This window comes from Streptomyces sp. NPDC058457, from assembly GCF_042720695.1.
Classification (GTDB): domain Bacteria; phylum Actinomycetota; class Actinomycetes; order Streptomycetales; family Streptomycetaceae; genus Streptomyces.
This window is the reverse complement of sequence record NZ_JBHXLU010000036.1, coordinates 14535-31855: the sequence shown is the minus strand read 5'-3', so window position 1 is coordinate 31855 and position 17321 is coordinate 14535. Positions and strand designations below refer to the sequence as shown.

Below are 17321 nucleotides of genomic sequence, written 5' to 3'. Positions count from 1 at the left end.
GCAGTCCGGTTTTCGGCGGCTGGGGGCCGTGCGCCTGCGCGCGTTCCCGTGTGTCCCGTGTGTCCCGGCCCAATCGCTCCGGACCCACGGGAACGCGCCACACCGAGGCGTACCAGCGGGGCTGTCAGCTCCTACGCCGACGGGGTCAGCCCGGCAGTTTCCAGTTCTGGGCCGCCGTGCCGTTGCAGGTGTACAGCTGAAGCTGGGTGCCGTTCGCCGTCGAGGAGTTGGGGTCGTCCAGGCACAGCCCCGACTCGGGGTTGACCAGCGACCCGCTGGTGCCGGCGGTCCACTGCTGGGCGCCGGTGCCGTTGCAGGTCCACAGCTGGATCAGCGTGCCGTTGGTGGTCCCGCTGTGATCGGCGTCCAGACACTTGCCCAGGGCCCGGATCGTTGCGTCACCGGCGATGATCCAGTCCTGGGCGTAGGTGCTGTTGCAACCCCAGATCTGGACGTGGGTGCCGTCGGAGGTGTTGGAGGAGGCGTCGTCCGCACACAGGTTCGAGGCCACCGCCGAGGTGAGCGGGCCGATCCGTGGTGAGGCCGGTGCGGTGGTGTCCCCGGCGTAGGAGGGTGGTGCCGCGGTGGCCGCGGTCGCCCATGACGTGTTGGCGCTGGTGCCCAACGTGAAGTCCAGGGTGCCGCCGGACGTGATCGCCGTGGTGGGAGCGTAGGCGTTGTTCCACGCCGTGCCGTTCCACGCCGCGGACTGGACGTAGGGGGCGTTGTCGGCCGCGCCGTTGCCGTTGACCGTCAGTGACCCGCCCGAGGGGAGGGTGATCACGGCTTGCGTGAACAGCGGTGATCCCAGGGCGAGGTCGGAGGTGCCGGGCGTCTCGGGGAACATGCCGAGCGCCGACCACACGTACCAGGCACTCATCGCGCCGAGATCGTCGTTGCCGTCGGCCAGGCCGCCGGGGGTGTTCGACCAGATCTGGTCCTGGATCGCACGCACCGTGCCCTGCGTCCGGTAGGGCTGGCCCGTGTAGTCGTACTCCCACGGGAGCTCGATGCTCGGCTCGTTGCCGACCCAGGCGTAGCCGCCGGCGCCGGTGTAGCTGCGCAGCACGGTGTCCAGGTAGTGGTTCATCGCGGTGTTGCCGCCCTTGGCGTGGGCCAGGCCGCCGATGTCGAAGGGGACCATTCCGGTGTAGATCCACGAGTCGGCCTCGACCATGTCCGTGCCGCTGGTGGGGTCGAAGCCTCCGGTCCACGAGCCGCCGGCGTTGCGGGGTTCCACGAAGCCGGAGGCCGGGTTGAGCACGTTGCGCCAGTCCTGCGCGCGGTTGGCGTAGGTCTTCTGGTCGGTGGTGTCGCCGAGCGCTCCGGCCATCGCGGAGATCGCGAAGTCGGCCGTGTCGTACTCCAGGGTGGTGGCCACGGGGCCGTAGAAGTTGCAGCAGCCGTAGCTGCCGTCGTGCGGCATGTATCCCGGCGAGTTCAGGTAGCCGAGTCCGGGACGGTCGTTGTTGGTGGTGCTCGCCTGCTTGACCATGTCGGCCAGGGCGGTCGTGGTGTCGAAGTTCCGGGCGCCGAAGGCGTAGTAGTCGGCGATGATGGCGTCGGCCGGGTCACCGACCATGACGTACGACTCGCCGTTGTTCTCCGACCACTTGGGGAAGACTCCGGTCTGCGCGTAGTCGTCGACCATCGACTGCGCGGTGTCCGAGGCGACTTGGGGGGCTACGAGGGCTTCGAGCTGGGCCTGTGAGCGGTAGATGTCCCAGCCGGAGTAGTTCGCGTACACCGCACTGTGGCCGGCGTCCACGGTGTGCGTCCTGCCGTCGAAGCCGTAGTACTGGCCGTTGGCGTCGCTGATCACGTTCGGGTGCAGCAGCGAGTGGTAGAGCGCGGTGTAGAAGGTCTGCTGCTGCGCGGCCGTCCCGCCGGCGATCTGCACCTTGCCGAGCGTGCTGTTCCACGCGTTCTGTGCGGCGGTGCGCGTCGCGTTGAAGTCCCAACCGGTGTTCTCCGCGGTCCGGTTGGCGACCGCGTTCGCGACCGACACGTAGGAGATGCCGACCTTGGCCTGCACGACCGGGTTGCTCGTGGTGTTGAAGGTGACGTAGCCGTTCGAGGCGGCGGCGTCGGGGGAAACGCTGTCCTTGGTGGACTTCGTCGACTTCGGGTGCGTGGTGCCTGGGGTCCTGCCGTGCAGTACCGGCTGGTTGGGCTTCTCTGCGGCGTTCTTCGACGCCTCGACCGGCGCGGTGGGAGTGGTGGTCGACGTCTTGGCGAGCGAGCTGCCCTGCGAGGCGAACGGCTGGTCGAAGACCATGTCGAAGTACACGGTGTACGTGTTTCCCGCGCCGCAGAAGTGGCCGCTGGTGACCTGCCCGCTCACCTCCGTGTTCGACACCTTGGTGAACTGGGTTGAGCTGGCGCCGTTCTGACTGCCCGTCAACTTGAAGATCAGGTTGGCCTGACTGGTGGACGGGAAGGTGAAGCGGGCCATGCCGCTGCGTGTCGTGGTGGTCAGCTCGGTGGTCACCTGGTTGTCGAGCGTGACCTTGTACGACCCGGCGGACGCCGACTCGTCGGCATGCGAGAACGTGTCGGTGGCGCCGGTGTTCACGGCTCCCACCGTGGGCAGCACCGGTACGTCACCGGCCGCGCCACAGCCGGGACCGGCGATGTGGGTCAGGCTGAAACCGGTGATCGACGAGTCGTTGTACTCGTAGCCCCCGCCGTCCGGACGCGACGGCGTGTCCGGGCTCCACTGCACCATGCCGAACGGGACGTCGACACCCGGGAAGTCGTCTGCCTGGTTCGACGTCCCGATGAACGGATTGACGAGCGTCGCCGGCGAGGTGACGAGCGCGGCCTTCCCGGCCGCCCACGCAGGCGTGCACAGCCCGGCCGCGGCCAGCGCCGCGGCGGCGAGGAGACCGATCGCCATGGTTCCGGGAGGTCTCGACAGTCGTGTGAGCACGGGGTTTGCTCCTCTACTCGGAAATGGAGGTCCGACAACGTTGTCTCCGCGTCGAGAACGCGGCCCCGGGTGATGAACGGCGTGCCGAGATGTCTTGATCACCAAAGGCTGACAACGTTGTCCAACCGTGGAGACGAGGTGCCTGAGATGCGAACGCCTGGATGGGGCCCTGAGATGTGAGCGCCCGGGGAGTACAGGGGGGAACTGTTCGTGAAGCTAGCCACAAGGCAGGGGCATGTCAACGACTGCAACGGATAGGGAGGCAGTGCATGATCGACGTCGTCTTCGGAGTTGACGTTGGTACCTCCAGCACCAAGGGCGTGGTGGTCGACACCGCCGGCCGGATCCTGGGCGAGGCCGTACGCGGTCACGTGGTCGACCGTCCCCGGCCGGGGCACGTCGAGACGGACGCACGCGTGTGGTGGGACGAGTTCGTCTCGCTCGCGGCCGAACTGCTCGACCGCGACGACATCACCGTCCGGGCCGTCGGAGTCAGCGGCATGGGCCCGTGCACCCTCCTGGTCGACGACGCGGGAGAGCCGGTGCGTCCGGCGGTGCTGTACGGCGTGGACACCCGCGCCGAGGAACAGATCACGCGGCTGAACCGGGAGTTGGGGCCGGACACCATCTTCCGCAGGTGCGGGTCGATGCTGTCGTCCCAGGCCGTCGGGCCGAAACTCGCCTGGATCCGCGAGCGGGAGCCCGAGGCGTGGACACGCGCCCGCCGCCTCCTCATGCCCGCGTCCTGGCTCGCCCACCGGCTGACCGGCACCTATGTGCTGGACCTGCATTCCGCCAGCCAGTGCACCCCGCTGTTCGACATCCACGAGCAGCGCTGGATCCCCGAATGGGCCGGGCACATCGCACCCGGCATCGAACTCCCCCCGCTGCGCTGGCCGGGCGAGGAGGCCGGCCGGGTGAACACGCCCGTCGCGGGCATCCCGGCCGGGACACCGGTCATCGTGGGGACGATCGACGCCTGGAGCGAGGCCGTCAGCGTCGGCGGACACGGCGTCGGCGACCTGATGCTGATGTACGGCACCACGATGTTCCTCGTGAACACCGTCGACCGGCTCGTGACCAGCCCGTCGATGTGGTCCACGGTCGGCGCCCTGCCCGGCACCCGTTGCCTGGCAGGCGGCATGGCCACCTCCGGAGCCGTCACCGACTGGCTGGGGCACCTCTTCGGCGGCGTCGGCCCCGGCGTGCTGTTCGACGAGGCGGCCGCCTCACCCCCGGGTGCAAACGGCCTGGTGATGCTGCCGTACTTCGCCGGAGAACGCACACCGGTGATGGACCCCGACGCCCGGGGCGTGATCGCGGGCCTGACGCTGGGTCACACCCGGGGCGACCTGATGCGGGCGGCACTGGAGGCCACCGCCTACGGTGTCCGGCACAACGTCGAGACGATGCTCGCGGCCGGCGCCGACATCCGGCGGATCGTCGCGGTCGGCGGCGGTACCCGGGGCGGGCTGTGGCCTCAGATCGTCAGCGATGTCACCGGTCTCGAACAGATCGTCACCCGCACGACCATCGGTGCCAGCTACGGTGCCGCCTTCCTCGCCGCCGGGCTGATCGGCCGACCGGACATCACGGACTGGAATCCGGCGGAATCGGTGGTCCGCCCCGATCCCGCCAACGCGGGTGTCTACGACCGCCGGTTCACCCAGTACCGGATCCTGTACGAGAGCACCACCGCGGTCACCCACGCCCTGGCCCACGACCAGAACAGCGGCGGTGACGAAGGTACCCAGTGACGTCACGTACACCCTGCGCGCCGTCCGGGCGTGCGCCCGGACGGCCGCGTCCTCGGCGCGGACCGGCGCGTTCATCGGCGTGCGGCGGCCGGTCCGCTCTCGTGTGCGGGGTCTAGAACTCCTCCACGAAGTAGGGCTCGACGGTCATCCAGCCGTTGCCCGAGGCACCGTTCAGCCGGCCAGAGGAGTTCTGGGCGAGGGTGTACCAGGACTCCACGTAGTCGGGGTCGTCGGTGAACCAGCTGTCGGGGATCGCGCTCAGGACCGCGTTCACCAGCGGGATGTACGTGCCCTGGTCGGTGACGGTGAGCAGCGCCGTGGTGATCGCCTGCGCCAGCGCACGGTAGTTGGTGCCGTCGTCGTCCTCCATCATGACGACGTCGGCCAGGTTGTACTTGTAGTTCGACCAGTTGACCAGGATCTGGTTCGGGTAGTAGACGGTGCCGTCGTAGTCCAGGTAGGGCATGTCGACCGAGTCGACGCGTGCCGTGCCGTCCTGGCCGAAGCCGGTCACCAGCGAGAACATCTCGGCGGCGCCCTTGAACCAGGGCTCCTGGTCGTCGCTCACCTCGACGGCCGTGACCTTGGTCGCCCACCAGCCGGCCGCGCCGGCGGCGGCGCTGTTCGCGGCCTTCGGCGGGAGGGAGGTCAAACCCTTGTCGGCGAGGGCCTTCTGCAGCACCTTCAGGCCGGCCCGGTGGGCCTTGGTGACGTCGATGTCCAGGATGTACAGCGGGCGGTCGGGGACGCGCGCGGTGTCGACGGCGTGGGCGTGGCCCTGACTGTCGTACGCCGTGATGTTCTCGGCGTCGTCGTCGGCCGCGGCGACGGCGATCCAGGGGGTGGCTGCGGCGTCCAGGTGCGACCGCATGGACGGCGCGCCCAGCCGGAGGCGCAGCAGCGACCCGGTCGACGCGGGCAGGCCCTTGAGGCCCGCGATGCGGCGGTCCGCGGCTGCGACGGAGGCGAACAGGTTCCTGCCCTGCGGAGCGGCGGTCCTGGCCGCCAGCGCCTGGAGGTCCACGTCCTCGGTGCCGAGCGCGGCCGCACGGACCTGCTCGCGCCACCGCGGGTCGCGCAGCGAGGCGGACAGCGCCCGCGCGATCTCCTGCTCGGTCGACTGCACCGGAGACTTCCGGAACGGCGTGGCCTGGTCCCCCGCGTCCCGTACCGGCGCGGCGATCGCCGGCTGGACGGTGCCGCCGATGACCGCGGACAGCATGACGCCGATGAGGACGCCGCGTCTCTTGCGTGATCTGCTCACCATGCTCCTCGTGTTGTCGGTCGCCGCCGCGCCCACGGTGAACGGGCGGCCGTCATAGGGGGCTGGGCCCGGATCGAGGCCGACATTGTCCTGTTCATGACATGACGACAAACGTGGAATGAACATGCGTCCGCGCTTGATCGGGGCCTCGCCGGGGCCGGGAAACCCGGCTACCGGGGGCTGTCAGGGGTCGGTCGCCCGTGAGGGCTGCTCAGCGAACCGAGCATGGTCTTCTCCGTGTCGGCCAGATACGTCGCCGCCGCGCGCCGCGCCTCCTCGGCGTCCCGGTCGACCACGGCCCGTACCACCGGCGCGAGCCGGTCCGTCGCCCGCGCCGCGTCCTCGAACGGCGCCCGCAGCGAGGCCCGTACCGGAAGGTAGGCGTTGAACAGCGTGTTCGTGAGGAGGAGATAGACCCGGTTCCCGGTGGCCCGCGCCAGTTCGCGGTGCACTTCCACGTCGGCGAGCTGGACGGCGTCGGCGTGCGGGCCGTCCGCGACCTGACGCAGCAGGTGCTCCAGCCGCCGGGCCTGCCGTTCCGTGCGCCGGTCGGCCGCGCGGCCGGCGATCAGGGTGCCGATGTGCCGCCGTACCTCGAAGACCTCCCGCAGCCACGTGGGGTCCTGTGCGGCCAGCATCGGAAGCAGGTCGGCGCCACCGATCCGCAGGTAGTCCAGGATGCGGGTGCCGATGCCGTGCCGGGTGCTCAGCAGTCCCGCCTGCTCCAACCGGGTCAGCGCGTGCTTCAGAGTCGTGCGGGTGACTCCGTACCCGGCGGCCAGCTCCCGCTCGGGGGGCAGCAGGGTTCCGGGGCGGTGCGTGCCGCTCAGGATGTCGTCACGCAGCCGTGCTTCCAGCAGGTCGACCACGGTTCGGCGCGCAATGTTCTCGACGGCCACGGAGGATCTCCCAGGCTTCGGTCGGTGGTTCGGCGGCTCACTGGTCCAGTGGCTCAGCCACCGGACCAGTGAAGCAGTACCCCGACCGCGCCGTCAATTACCTGATGGCGCAGGGCAGTTGTGCACGGTCCGCGACCGGAGAGTTCCCGTCGTCATCGAGGGCCGTCGAGCAGCACGACGTGCACGAGGTACGGGAGTACCTCGTTGACGCGGGGGTCCTGGTCCAGCAGTACCGCTACCGGGGTGAGGCCCTGGGCGCGCAGGGCGTCGAGGGGCCGGGACCAGTGGACGGGGCTGGACGGTCCGGCTCCGGGCGGCGGGAGTTCCTGGTCCGGGCCGATCGCTGGCAGGGTGCGAGGGCCGGGGTCCGCGGCGGCGGTCAGGGCCCGCAGGGCGCGTGCGATGGCGCGGCGGACGGCCTCGGCGCGGCTGGCGCCGGTGGCGACGACCGTGTCCGGGCGGGAGCCCACCCGGATCGCGCAGCCGGGCAGGGAGAGCAGGCCGGACAGGTCGTGGGCGACGGGTTCGCCCGCCGCGTAGAGCCGCCGTGCCGCGCCTGTGGCGCTCTTCGCGCAGTCGTCGGGGGAACAGCGGCCGTCGCACAGGCCCGCAAGGCACAGGCGCGGCACGCGTGTCCCGGGCTCGGCGAGGAGCCGGGCCAGCAGGGCCTCGCAGTGCGCGGTCATGCCGGCCTCCAGGGCGCTCACCCAGGTGAGGCCCGCCGCCACTCCCATCGGCGGGTGCCCCGGTCGGCCGGCCGGGACGGCCAGCCGCCCGGCCGGGACCCGGAGCAGGACGCCGGTGTCCAGGTCCAGCCCCCACACCGCGGACCGGGGGGCGACCGCGCCGAGGCGGGACCGGCCGGCCAGGTGTCCCGCCAGCGCGGCCAGCACCGCGCTCAGGTCCTCTTCGTCGCCGCCGGTCCGGGCCGCCCGGCCACCGGTGACGGCGGGCGGGAGCAGGGCCGCCGCCCGGTCGATCAGTTCCCCGGCGTCCGCCGCCGGCCCGGCCGCCCGGGACACGAAGGCGGCACGGGCCTCCTCCTCGGTGGGGGGGTGGGTGAACTCCTCGGTCGTCATGCCTGGCCGTTCCTCTCCGGGCGCCCCCGTCGGAGACCCTCGTCGGTCGATGAAACCGGGAGGCGATCTACAGCGGATGGACGCTCGATCCCGCCATCTGTCCGGTACCTGGGTGTCCGTCGCATGTCAGTCGAGTGCGGGACGGTCGCGGATCTCGAGGGTGCAGCACTTCACGCTGCCGCCGCCCTTGAGCAGTTCGGACAGGTCGAGGCCGACGGGTTCGAAGCCGCGGTCGCGCAGGCGCCGTGCCACCCCGGCGGCCGACTCGGGCAGGATGACGTGGCGGCCGTCGCTGACCGCGTTGAGGCCGAAGTGCTCGGCGTCGGCCTCGTCGACCAGGATCGCGTCGGGGTACAGGCTCCGCAGGACGGCCAGGCTGTGCGGGGCGAAGGCGCCCGGGTAGTACATGATCTCGTCGTGGTCGAGGACGGTCAGGGCCGTGTCGAGGTGGTAGAAGCGCGGGTCCACCAGCTCCAGGCCGACGACCGGGCGGCCGAGGAACTCCTCGGCCTCCGCGTGGCTCTCGGGGGTGCTGCGGAAGCCCGTGCCGGCGAGCAGCCGGCCGCCGGCGAGCAGGAAGTCGCCCTCGCCCTCGTTGACGTGGACCGGGTCGTGCACCCGGTAGCCGCGCTCGCGGAACCACGCCAGGTAGGCGGGTCCCTCGGCCGCCCGCTCGGCGTCGCGGAACCTGGCCCCGAGGACCCTGCCGTCCACCACGGTGGCGCCGTTCGCCGCGTACACCATGTCCGGGTAGCCGGGCAGCGGGTCGATGAACTCGACGTGGTGGCCGAGCTCGCGGTGCAGGGCGACGAGCTGTTCCCACTGGGTGACGGCGAGTTCGGTGTCCACCGGCTTGGCGGGGTCCATCCACGGGTTGATCGAGTACGTGACCTCGAAGTGGGTCGGGCGGCACATCAGGTAGTGCCGGGGGCGGGCGGAACGCTGGGTGCGGAGTTCCATGGCGGTCATCAGTCCTTACGACATCCGGGGAAGGTTGCGGAGGGTGCGAAGGGGGCTCGCGAGAAGGACGAGGGCGGCGGTCAGCAGCACGGCGGACATGATCCAGATGGTGGGTCTGCTGCCCACGGCGCCGCCCAGCCAGCCGCCGAGCAGGGCGCCGACGGGGATCGCCCCGTAGTTGACGGTCGACGCGCTCGCCCGGACCCGGCCGAGCAGGTGGGAGGGACAGTACGTCTGGTAGAACCCGGCGACGATGACGTTGCCCGCGACCACGCCGCACACCGCGACACCCCAGGCGAGGGCGCTCACCATGAGCGGCAACTGCCGTCCCGCGAAGGGCAGCAGGAAGATGAAGGGCGCCACGACCAGCATGCACACCAGCAGTCCGCGGGCGGTGCCGAACCACCGGGCGATCCGGCCGGCGACGGCCGCCCCGGCGAGGCCGCCGACGCTCACCACCGCGAACACGGTGCCGACGGCGCCCGGTTGGAGGCCGACGTCCCGTACGAGAAAGACGGTCTGTACGGCCTGGATGCCGTTGAGGGCCAGGTTGGCGAGGGCACCGAAGCCCGCCAGCGTCCGCAGGTACGGGTCGCGGGCCACGAACCGGACGCCCTCGGCGATCTCCCGCCGGAGCGCCCTGCGCTGGGACGGCTCCGGTGGATTCTCGCGTACGCCGATCCCGCCGAGGCAGAGCGCGGAGACCAGGTAGGTCACCGCGTCGAGGAAGACCCCGGTGACCGCGCCGAAGGCCTGGGTGACCAGGCCCGCCACGCCGGGTCCCGCGACGTCCGCCGCCGATTCGGCGCCGTGCAGCTTGGCGTTGGCCTCCAGCATGTCGTCGTCGGTCACGAGGGCGGGCAGCAGCGCCGTGTAGGCGGTGCTGAAGAACACCTTCGCCGCGCCGGAGAGCAGGGCGACGAGCACGACCTGGGTGAGGGTGAGCACGCCCAGCCAGGCGGCCGCGGGAACACTGCCGAACAGGAGCATCAGCGCCAGGTCGCAGACCAGCATGGTGCGGCGGCGGGGCCAGCGGTCCACCCAGGCGCCGGCCGGGAGACCGATGAGCAGCCACGGTGTCCAGGCCGCCGCGGTCAGCACGCCCATCATGAACGGGGAGGCGTGCAGCGTGACCACCGCCACCAGGGACAGGGACACATGGCCGACCGCGGTGCCCAGGCCGCTGGCGGTCTCACCGAGCCACAGCCTGCGGAAGTTCCGTTCGGCCCACAGGCCCAGGCGGCCGCGGGCGGGCCGCTCGTCCTCCCGCCCGGGTGCGGCGGGATCGGCGTACGCGCGGCTCATCGGTGTTCTCCCGGCTGTGCGGTGCGGAGTCTCTTGGCGACCGCTTCCGCGATCAGGGCGATCGGACCGGGCCGGGTCATCGCGCCGTGCTCGCAGGCGAGCAGATCGTGTTCGATCAGGCCGGTGACGTACGGCCGCCAGGCGCTCTCGTACGGCCAGTCGGCGGGTTTGTCGAGCGCGGCGCCGATGAACAGGGCATCGCCCCGGTAGACACCGGGCACGTGTGCGGCCAGCAGCCTGTCGTGGTCGGCGAAGACCCGGGGCAGGACGTCGGCGGCGTCGCCGAGCATGGCCCGCAGGGCCTCCGGTACACCCCCATCGCCGCCATGGCCGTCCTCGCCTCCCTCGCTGTCCTCGCCGGCCGCCTGGCCGTCGGTGGCGTAGCCGAGTGAGGCCAGTAGCGCCGCGAGCGGGTCCGGCCGTTCCTCTGGGCCCGCGGTGTCGCGGCGATCGGGGGCCGGGGTCGGCGGGTAGCCGTCAAGGAGGATCAGGGACCCGGCCTCTTCGCCGTCCGCCTGGAGCCGTACGGCCATCTCGTGGGCGACGACGGCGCCGAAGGACCAGCCGAGCAGGTGGTAGGGGCCCCGGGGCTGGACGGACCGGATGTGCCGCAGGTAGGTCGCGGCCAGTGCGCCGACGCTGCCGGGGGTGGCGCCCCGCAGGCCGGGGGCCTGGAGGCCGTAGACCGGGTGGGCGGTGTCGATGTGGCGCAGCAGGCCGGAGTAGACCCAGCTGATGCCGGCTCCCGGGTGGACGCAGAACAAGGGGGTCGCGGTGCCGCCGGTCCGCAGCGGCAGCAGGATCCCGAGGGAGTCCTGCGGTCCGCGCTCGGTGTCGAGGTGGCGGGTGAGGCCGGCGGGGGTGGGGTGTTCGAACAGGGCGCGGATCCCGATGTCCTCCCCCAGTACGGCGCGGATCCGGCTCAGCAGCCGGGTCGCCAGCAGCGAGTGGCCGCCCAGGGCGAAGAAGTCGTCGTCCACGGAGGCCGACTCCAGGCCCAGCACGTCGGCGAACAGGCCGCACAGGGTCTCCTCGCGGGGGCTCGCGGGCGCCCGTCCGGCTGCCGTTCCCGCGAAGCGCGGTGCGGGCAGCGCCGGGCGGTCCAGCTTGCCGTTGACGTTCAGGGGCAGCGCGTCCAGCACCGTGACCGACGCCGGGACCATGTACCCGGGCAGCACACCCGCCGCGAACTCCCGTACGGCGGTGCCGTCGGCCTCGCCGGTCGCATAGCCGGCCAGCCGCCCCTCGTGGGCGACGACCACGGCCTGGGTCACTCCGGGGCAGCGGGCCAGCACCGCCTCCACCTCGCCCAGTTCGATGCGGAAGCCGCGGATCTTGACCTGGTGGTCGGTGCGTCCCAGGTACTCCACCTCGCCGTCCGGGCGGCGGCGCACCAGGTCGCCGGTGCGGTACATCCGCTCCCCCGCCGCGAACGGATCGGCCACGAACCGCTCGGCGCTGAGGCCGGGGCGGTTCAGATAGCCGCGCGCGATGCCCGCGCCGGCGAGGTACAGCTCGCCTGCCACACCGACCGGAACCGGACGCAGACCCTCGTCCAGCACATGGGCCCGGGTGTTCGTCAACGGCGACCCGATCAGCGGGGTTTCGTGTTCGGCCAGCCGGGCGTGGAGGGCGTCGACGCTGTACTCGGTGGGGCCGTAGAGGTTGTGGCCGGTCACTCCGGGGGTCTCGCGCACGGCGGTCCACAGGGCCGGTCCGGCTGCCTCGCCGCCGAGCATCAGGACCGGGAGCCGGCGCCGCTCCAGCAGCCCCTCCTCGAGGAGTTGCTCGGCGTAGGTGGGGGTGACGTCCATGGCGTCGATCCCGGTCTCGGCCACGTAGCGCACCACGGCGGCGGCGTCGCGTCGGCAGTCGTCGTCGAGCAGGTGCAGTTCGTGCCCGGCCACCATCCACAGGATTCCCTCCCACGAGGTGTCGAAGGACAGCGAGGCGGTCAGTGCGAACCTGAACCGCCGTCCCGGATGGGCGCGTTCTGCCTCCGCGATGGTGGTGGCCCGGTGGAAGGCGTACAGGTTGGCGACGCCCCGGTGCTCGATCACCACGCCCTTGGGCCGGCCGGTCGAGCCGGAGGTGTAGATGAGGTAGGCGGCGTTGCGGGCGCCGGCCCGGGGCGCGGCCGGGCCCGGGTGGCCGGTCACGGAGTCCTGCTCGTCGATCGGCAGCTGGGCCAGTCCGTCGAGGATGTCCGGCAGAGGCCAGGCGGCGTGGGTCAGGGCGAGCAGCGGGGCGGTGTCGCGGAGCATGTGGGTGAGGCGGTCTGCCGGGTAGTCGGCGTCCAGCGGGAGGTAGGCGCCGCCCGCCTTGAGCACGGCCAGGAGCGCCACGATCGAGTCGGCCGAGCGGTCCAGGGCGAGGGCGACGACCTCCTCGGGTCCGACACCGGCGGCGGCCAGCCGCCGGGCCAGGGCGTCGGCCCGGGCGTCCAGTTCCCGGTAGGTCAGCGAGGTGTCACGGCTGACCAGGGCCATGGCGTCGGGGGTCCGGGCGGCCTGTGCCGCGAAGAGCTCGGGCAGCAGGGCCGCAGAGGCGGGGAGGGCGGTGGCGTTCCAGCGCTCCAGCGCCGTACGGTCGTCCGCCGTCAGGACGTCCAGGCTTCCGACGGCACGGCCGGGGTCCTCGGCGATCTGGCTCAGCACGGCGGTGAGGGCGGTGGTGAGCCGCTCGGCGGTCTCGCGGTCGAACAGGTCGGTGGCGTATTCGAGCGCGCCGCCCAGTCCGGTCGTGGCGCCGTCGGGACCGTGGCGTTCGGTGACGTTGAGGCACAGGTCGAAGGGGGAGGTCGTGAAGTCGGTGGTCTCGTGCTCGGCGTGCACCCCGGGGAAGGCGATGTCCGCCTCGGTGGTGTTGTCGTAGGCCAGCATCACCTGGAACAGGGGGTTGCGGGCCGGGGAGCGGACCGGGTTGAGCTCCTCCACCAGGCGTTCGAAGGGCACGTCCTGGTGGGCGTAGGCGGCGAGGTCGGCGGTGCGGACGCGGGTCAGCAGCTCGGTGAAGCTCGGACGGCCCGACAGGTCGGTGCGGAGGACAAGGGTGTTGGCGAAGAAGCCGACCAGGTCGTCCAGGGCGCCGTCCGCCCGGCCGGCCACGGGGGTGCCGATGGGGATGTCGTCACCGGCGCCGAAGCGGTGCAGGAGGGTGGCGAACGCGGCCTGGAGGACCATGAACAGGGTGGCACCGTGTGTGCGGGCCAGTTCGGTGAGACGGGTGTGGAGGGCGGGGTCGAGTTCGAAGCGGACGGTGTCGCCGAGGTGGCCGGGTACCGCCGTGCGGGGCCGGTCGGTGGGCAGGCCGAGTTCGTCGGGGAGTCCGGCGAGGGCGTGCTTCCAGTAGGCGAGCTGGCGGGTCAGGAGGCTGTCGGGGTCTTGGTCTGTGCCGAGCAGTTCCCGCTGCCAGAGCGCGTAGTCCGCGTACTGCAGCGGCAGCGGCCGCCAGTTGGGGACGGTGCCCGCGCGGCGGGCCCGGTAGGCGGTGGTGAGGTCGTCGAACAGCGGGCGCAGGGAGGCCCCGTCGGCGGCGATGTGGTGGACGACCAGGACGAGGATCTGTTCGCCGGGTCCGCCGGGGATCAGGTGGGCGTGCACGGGGACGTCCGTGGCGAGGTCGAAGACATGGCCCGCGGCGACGGCGACGGGTATGTCCGCGACGGTCAGCAGCCCGGCGGGCGGCTCGTCGAGGACGTGCTGGCAGGGGATGCCGCCGATGGTGCGGTAGACGGTGCGCAGGGCCTCGTGGCGGCCGACGACGTCTCGCAGGGCGGCCTCCAGAGCCGTGGCGTCCAGGGTGCCGCGCAACCGCAGGGCGAGGGAGACGTTGTAGGTGGCGCTGGGGCCCTCGGCCTGGCCGATGAACCAGAGCCGTTGTTGGGCGAAGGAGAGCGGAAGTCGCTCCGGCCGTTCGGCCGGCCGGGGTACCGGGCGGGCCGGGGTGCATGTGGTGCCCTTGGTTCCCTTGGTGCCGTCGGGGAGACGGTCGGCGAGGCCTGCGGGCGTCGGTGCCTGGAACATTTCGGCCAGCGGGATCTCGGCTCCCAGGACCGTGCGGATGCGGCTGACCAGGCGGGTGGCCGTCAGGGAGTGGCCGCCGAGGGCGAAGAAGTCGTCGTCGACGCCCACCGAGGCGAGGCCCAGGAGTTCGGCGAACAGGCCGCACAGGATCTCCTCGTGGGGCGTGCGAGGGGCGCGTCCGCCGGCCGGTCCGCCCAGTTCGGGGGCGGGCAGGGCGGCACGGTCCAGTTTGTCGTTGGCGGTCTGCGGAAGCCGGTCGAGGACCATCACGAGCGGCACCATGTAGCCCGGCAGGGAGTCGACGGCGTACCGGTGCAACCCGCTTGCCAGGTCCTGCCGTTCGCCCGCGGGGGTGCAGTAGGCCACCAGCCGCTTCTCGCCGTCGTCCTCGCGGACCACCACGGCGACCTGGCCGACGCCCTCGTGCCGGGCGAGTACGGCCTCGATCTCGCCGGGTTCGATGCGGAAGCCGCGGATCTTGACCTGGTGGTCGGTGCGGCCGAGGAACTCGATGGTGCCGTCCGCGCGGTGGCGTACCAGGTCGCCGGTGCGGTACATCCGCTCGCCCGGCTCGAAGGGGCAGGCCACGAAGCGTTCGGCGGTCAGGGCGGGTCGGTCCGCGTAGCCGCGGGCGAGGCCGGCTCCGGCCACGTACAGCTCGCCGTGGACGCCCGGCGGCACCGGGCGCAGGCCGCCGTCCAGGACGTAGGCGCGCATGTTGTCGAGAGGGGTGCCGATCGGCACCCGGGTTCTGCGGAGGTCCTCCTCGGATATCCGGCGGAACGTGGCGAAGGTGGTGGTCTCGGTCGGGCCGTACCCGTTGCCCAGGACCAGGCCGGGGCAGGCGTCGAGGACCCGTCGCAGCAGGGCCGGGGCGGCCGCGTCGCCGCCTGTGGTGACGGCGCGCAGGCCGGCGAGGGAGTGCGGGCTCTCCTCGGCGACGACGTCGAACAGGCCCTTGGTGAGCCAGGCCGCCGTCACCGCGTGGCGTTCGATCGTGTCGCGCAGGACGGCGGGGTCGAGGTGGCCGGGCGGGGCGACGACGACGGTGCCGCCGGACAGCAGGGGCGCCCACAGTTCGTAGGTGGCGGCGTCGAAGGCGTGCGGTGAGTGCAGCAGGACGCGGCGGTGGTTCCCGCCGTGCCAGCGGTGGTCGGTGGCGAGGGCGACGACGTCGCGGTGGCGGACCGCGACACCCTTGGGCTGCCCGGTGGAGCCGGAGGTGTACATCACGTACGCGAGTTGGTCGGGGTGGGCCGCCGGTGATTCGAATCCGGGCACGGGGTCGCCCTCGGGCCGCATCACCAGGGCGTCCGGGACGAAGCCGAGGTCGTCGCGGTCCGTCAGCAGCACCGGAGCCCCGGCCTGGGCCAGCACCCGCTCCAGCCGGTCCGCCGGCTGGGAGGCGTGCAACGGCACGTACGCCCCGCCCGCCAGCACGATCGCCAGTGTGGCGACCACGACCTCGGCCGAGCGCTCCAGCAGCATCGCCACGGGCGTCTCGGGGCCCACGTCCAGCGCGGTGAGCCGGGCCGCGAGGCTCTGTGCGCGGGTCTGCAACTGCGCGTAGGTGTAGGTGACTTCGTCCGACACCACGGCGACGGCGTGCGGGGTGCGCGCGACCTGCCGGGTGAACGCCTCCGTCAGGGTGCCGTCGCCCGGCACCGGGCGTGCGGTGTCGTTCCACTCCCCCAGGATCCGGGCCCGTTCCTCCTCGCCCAGCAGGTCGTGTCGGCCGACCGGTGCGTCCGGGTCGGCGGTGGCCGCCCTGAGCAGCCGTTCCCAGCGGGCGGCGAACGCCGCGACCGTCCCGGGGTCGAACAGGTCGGCCGCGAACTCGATGGAGCCGGTGATCCCGGCCGGGGTGCCGTCCGGGGTGTGGTTCTCCTCCATTCCGATGTTGAGGTCGAACTTCGCGACCCTGATCCCCAGCGGTTCGGGCGTGAAGTCAAGGCTGTCCGGGCCTGCTTGGCCGAGGGCGGCGTTCTCGTTGTTCTGGAGGACGGCCATCACCTGGAACAGGGGGTGGCGGGCCGTCGAGCGGACCGGGTTGAGTTCCTCCACCAGCCGTTCGAAGGGGACGTCCTGGTGGGCGTGGGCCTCCAGGTGGGTCTCCCGGACCCGGGCGAGGAGTTCGGTGAAGGAGGGGTCGCCGGAGACGTCGGTGCGCAGCACCAGTGTGTTGACGAAGAAGCCGACCAGGTCGTCGAGGGCCTCCTCCGAGCGGCCCGCCACGACCGAGCCGACCGGCACGTCGGTGCCGCCGCCCAGCCGGGAGATCAGCGCGGCCAGGGCCGCCTGGAGCACCATGAACGGGGTCACCCGGTGGGTGCGCGCCAACTCCAGCAGTCCGGCGTGCAGGTCCGCGTCGAAGCTGAGGGGCAGCGCGTCGGCGGCGCCGCCCAGGGCGCGGGGGCGGGGCCGGTCGGTGGGCAGGGTCAGTTCCTCGGGGAGACCGGTCAGCTTGTCCCGCCAGTAGTCGAGTTGACGTGCCATCAGGCTGTCCGGGTCGCTGTCGCTGCCGAGCAACTCGCGCTGCCAGAGGGCGTAGTCGGCGTACTGGACGGGCAGCGGCTCCCAGTCGGGGGCCCGGCCCGCGCGCCTGGCCGTGTGGGCGGTGGCCAGGTCGCGCAGGAACGGCCCCTTCGACCAGCCGTCGCCGGCGATGTGGTGCAGCACGGTCAGCAGCACGTACTCGTCGGGCGCGAGGACGAACACCCATATACGGACGGGGAGTTCCCCGCGCAGGTCGAAGGGTTCGGCCGACGCCGCGTCGCGCCGCGCGGGATAGCCGTCGGGGTCGGCCGTGCAGTCGACGACCGTGAAGGAGAGATCCGCCGCCGCCTGCCCGGCGGGCACCACCTGTTGCACGGGGACGCCGGCCACGGCCGGGAAGACCGTGCGCAGCGCCTCGTGCCGGGTGATGACGTCCACGACCGCGGCGCGCAGGGCCGCCGGGTCCGGTGCGCCGCGCAGGCGGACCGCGAACGGCAGGTTGTAGAGCGGGCCAGGCCCTTCGATCTGGTCGGTCAGCCACAGACGCTGCTGCGCGAAGGAAACCGGGATCACGGATCTGTCCTTACGTCACGGGCCACGGGGG

8 protein-coding genes are annotated in these 17321 nt (G+C 72.1%); 1 reads left to right on the top strand and 7 read right to left on the bottom strand.

What is annotated here, in order from left to right:
* Positions 1–145 precede the first annotated feature (145 nt).
* On the bottom strand, positions 146–2899 hold the full coding sequence (locus ACFWPS_RS26515) for a lectin (RefSeq protein WP_383708718.1): 2754 nt from the start codon (positions 2897–2899) through the stop codon (positions 146–148).
* A 302-nt stretch (positions 2900–3201) separates the two neighbouring features.
* On the opposite strand from ACFWPS_RS26515, the gene ACFWPS_RS26510 reads away from it, so the two are divergent.
* The gene (locus ACFWPS_RS26510) at positions 3202–4689 is read left to right on the top strand and encodes an FGGY-family carbohydrate kinase (RefSeq protein ID WP_383708716.1); all 1488 of its coding nucleotides are present in this window, start codon (positions 3202–3204) and stop codon (positions 4687–4689) included.
* 112 nt (positions 4690–4801) lie between these two features.
* Here ACFWPS_RS26510 and ACFWPS_RS26505 read toward each other — a convergent pair whose 3' ends face one another.
* From ACFWPS_RS26505 to ACFWPS_RS26480, 6 genes are all read right to left on the bottom strand, one after another.
* A complete protein-coding gene (locus ACFWPS_RS26505; protein ID WP_383708714.1) occupies positions 4802–5956 on the bottom strand; it encodes a DUF3103 family protein in 1155 nt (384 codons plus the stop codon).
* A 167-nt stretch (positions 5957–6123) separates the two neighbouring features.
* Complete coding sequence (locus ACFWPS_RS26500; RefSeq protein WP_383708712.1) at positions 6124–6852, bottom strand: FadR/GntR family transcriptional regulator; 729 nt, start codon at positions 6850–6852, stop codon at positions 6124–6126.
* Between the two features lie 152 nt (positions 6853–7004).
* The gene (locus ACFWPS_RS26495; RefSeq protein ID WP_383708710.1) at positions 7005–7931 is read right to left on the bottom strand and encodes a hypothetical protein; all 927 of its coding nucleotides are present in this window, start codon (positions 7929–7931) and stop codon (positions 7005–7007) included.
* A gap of 126 nt (positions 7932–8057) precedes the next feature.
* The gene (gene ddaH, locus ACFWPS_RS26490) at positions 8058–8900 is read right to left on the bottom strand and encodes a dimethylargininase (RefSeq protein WP_383708708.1); all 843 of its coding nucleotides are present in this window, start codon (positions 8898–8900) and stop codon (positions 8058–8060) included.
* A gap of 6 nt (positions 8901–8906) precedes the next feature.
* Positions 8907–10196: an MFS transporter gene (locus tag ACFWPS_RS26485; RefSeq protein WP_383708706.1), complete on the bottom strand. Its 1290-nt coding sequence runs from the start codon at positions 10194–10196 to the stop codon at positions 8907–8909.
* Positions 10193–17290 carry an amino acid adenylation domain-containing protein gene (locus ACFWPS_RS26480; protein ID WP_383708704.1) on the bottom strand — a complete coding sequence of 2366 codons (7098 nt, stop codon included), beginning with the start codon at positions 17288–17290 and terminating at the stop codon, positions 10193–10195. Before ACFWPS_RS26480 ends, ACFWPS_RS26485 begins: the two co-directional genes overlap by 4 nt.
* Between the last annotated feature and the right edge of the window lie 31 nt (positions 17291–17321).

Bases quoted from the DNA above. Each gene is read 5' to 3' on its own strand.
- ACFWPS_RS26485 (WP_383708706.1), bottom strand. From the start codon at position 10,196: ATGAGCCGCGCGTACGCCGATCCCGCCGCACCCGGGCGGGAGGACGAG.
- ACFWPS_RS26515 (WP_383708718.1), bottom strand. From the start codon at position 2,899: ATGGCGATCGGTCTCCTCGCCGCCGCGGCGCTGGCCGCGGCCGGGCTG.
- ACFWPS_RS26495 (WP_383708710.1), bottom strand. From the start codon at position 7,931: ATGACGACCGAGGAGTTCACCCACCCCCCCACCGAGGAGGAGGCCCGT.
- ACFWPS_RS26505 (WP_383708714.1), bottom strand. From the start codon at position 5,956: ATGGTGAGCAGATCACGCAAGAGACGCGGCGTCCTCATCGGCGTCATG.
- ACFWPS_RS26510 (WP_383708716.1), top strand. From the start codon at position 3,202: ATGATCGACGTCGTCTTCGGAGTTGACGTTGGTACCTCCAGCACCAAG.
- ddaH (WP_383708708.1), bottom strand. From the start codon at position 8,900: ATGACCGCCATGGAACTCCGCACCCAGCGTTCCGCCCGCCCCCGGCAC.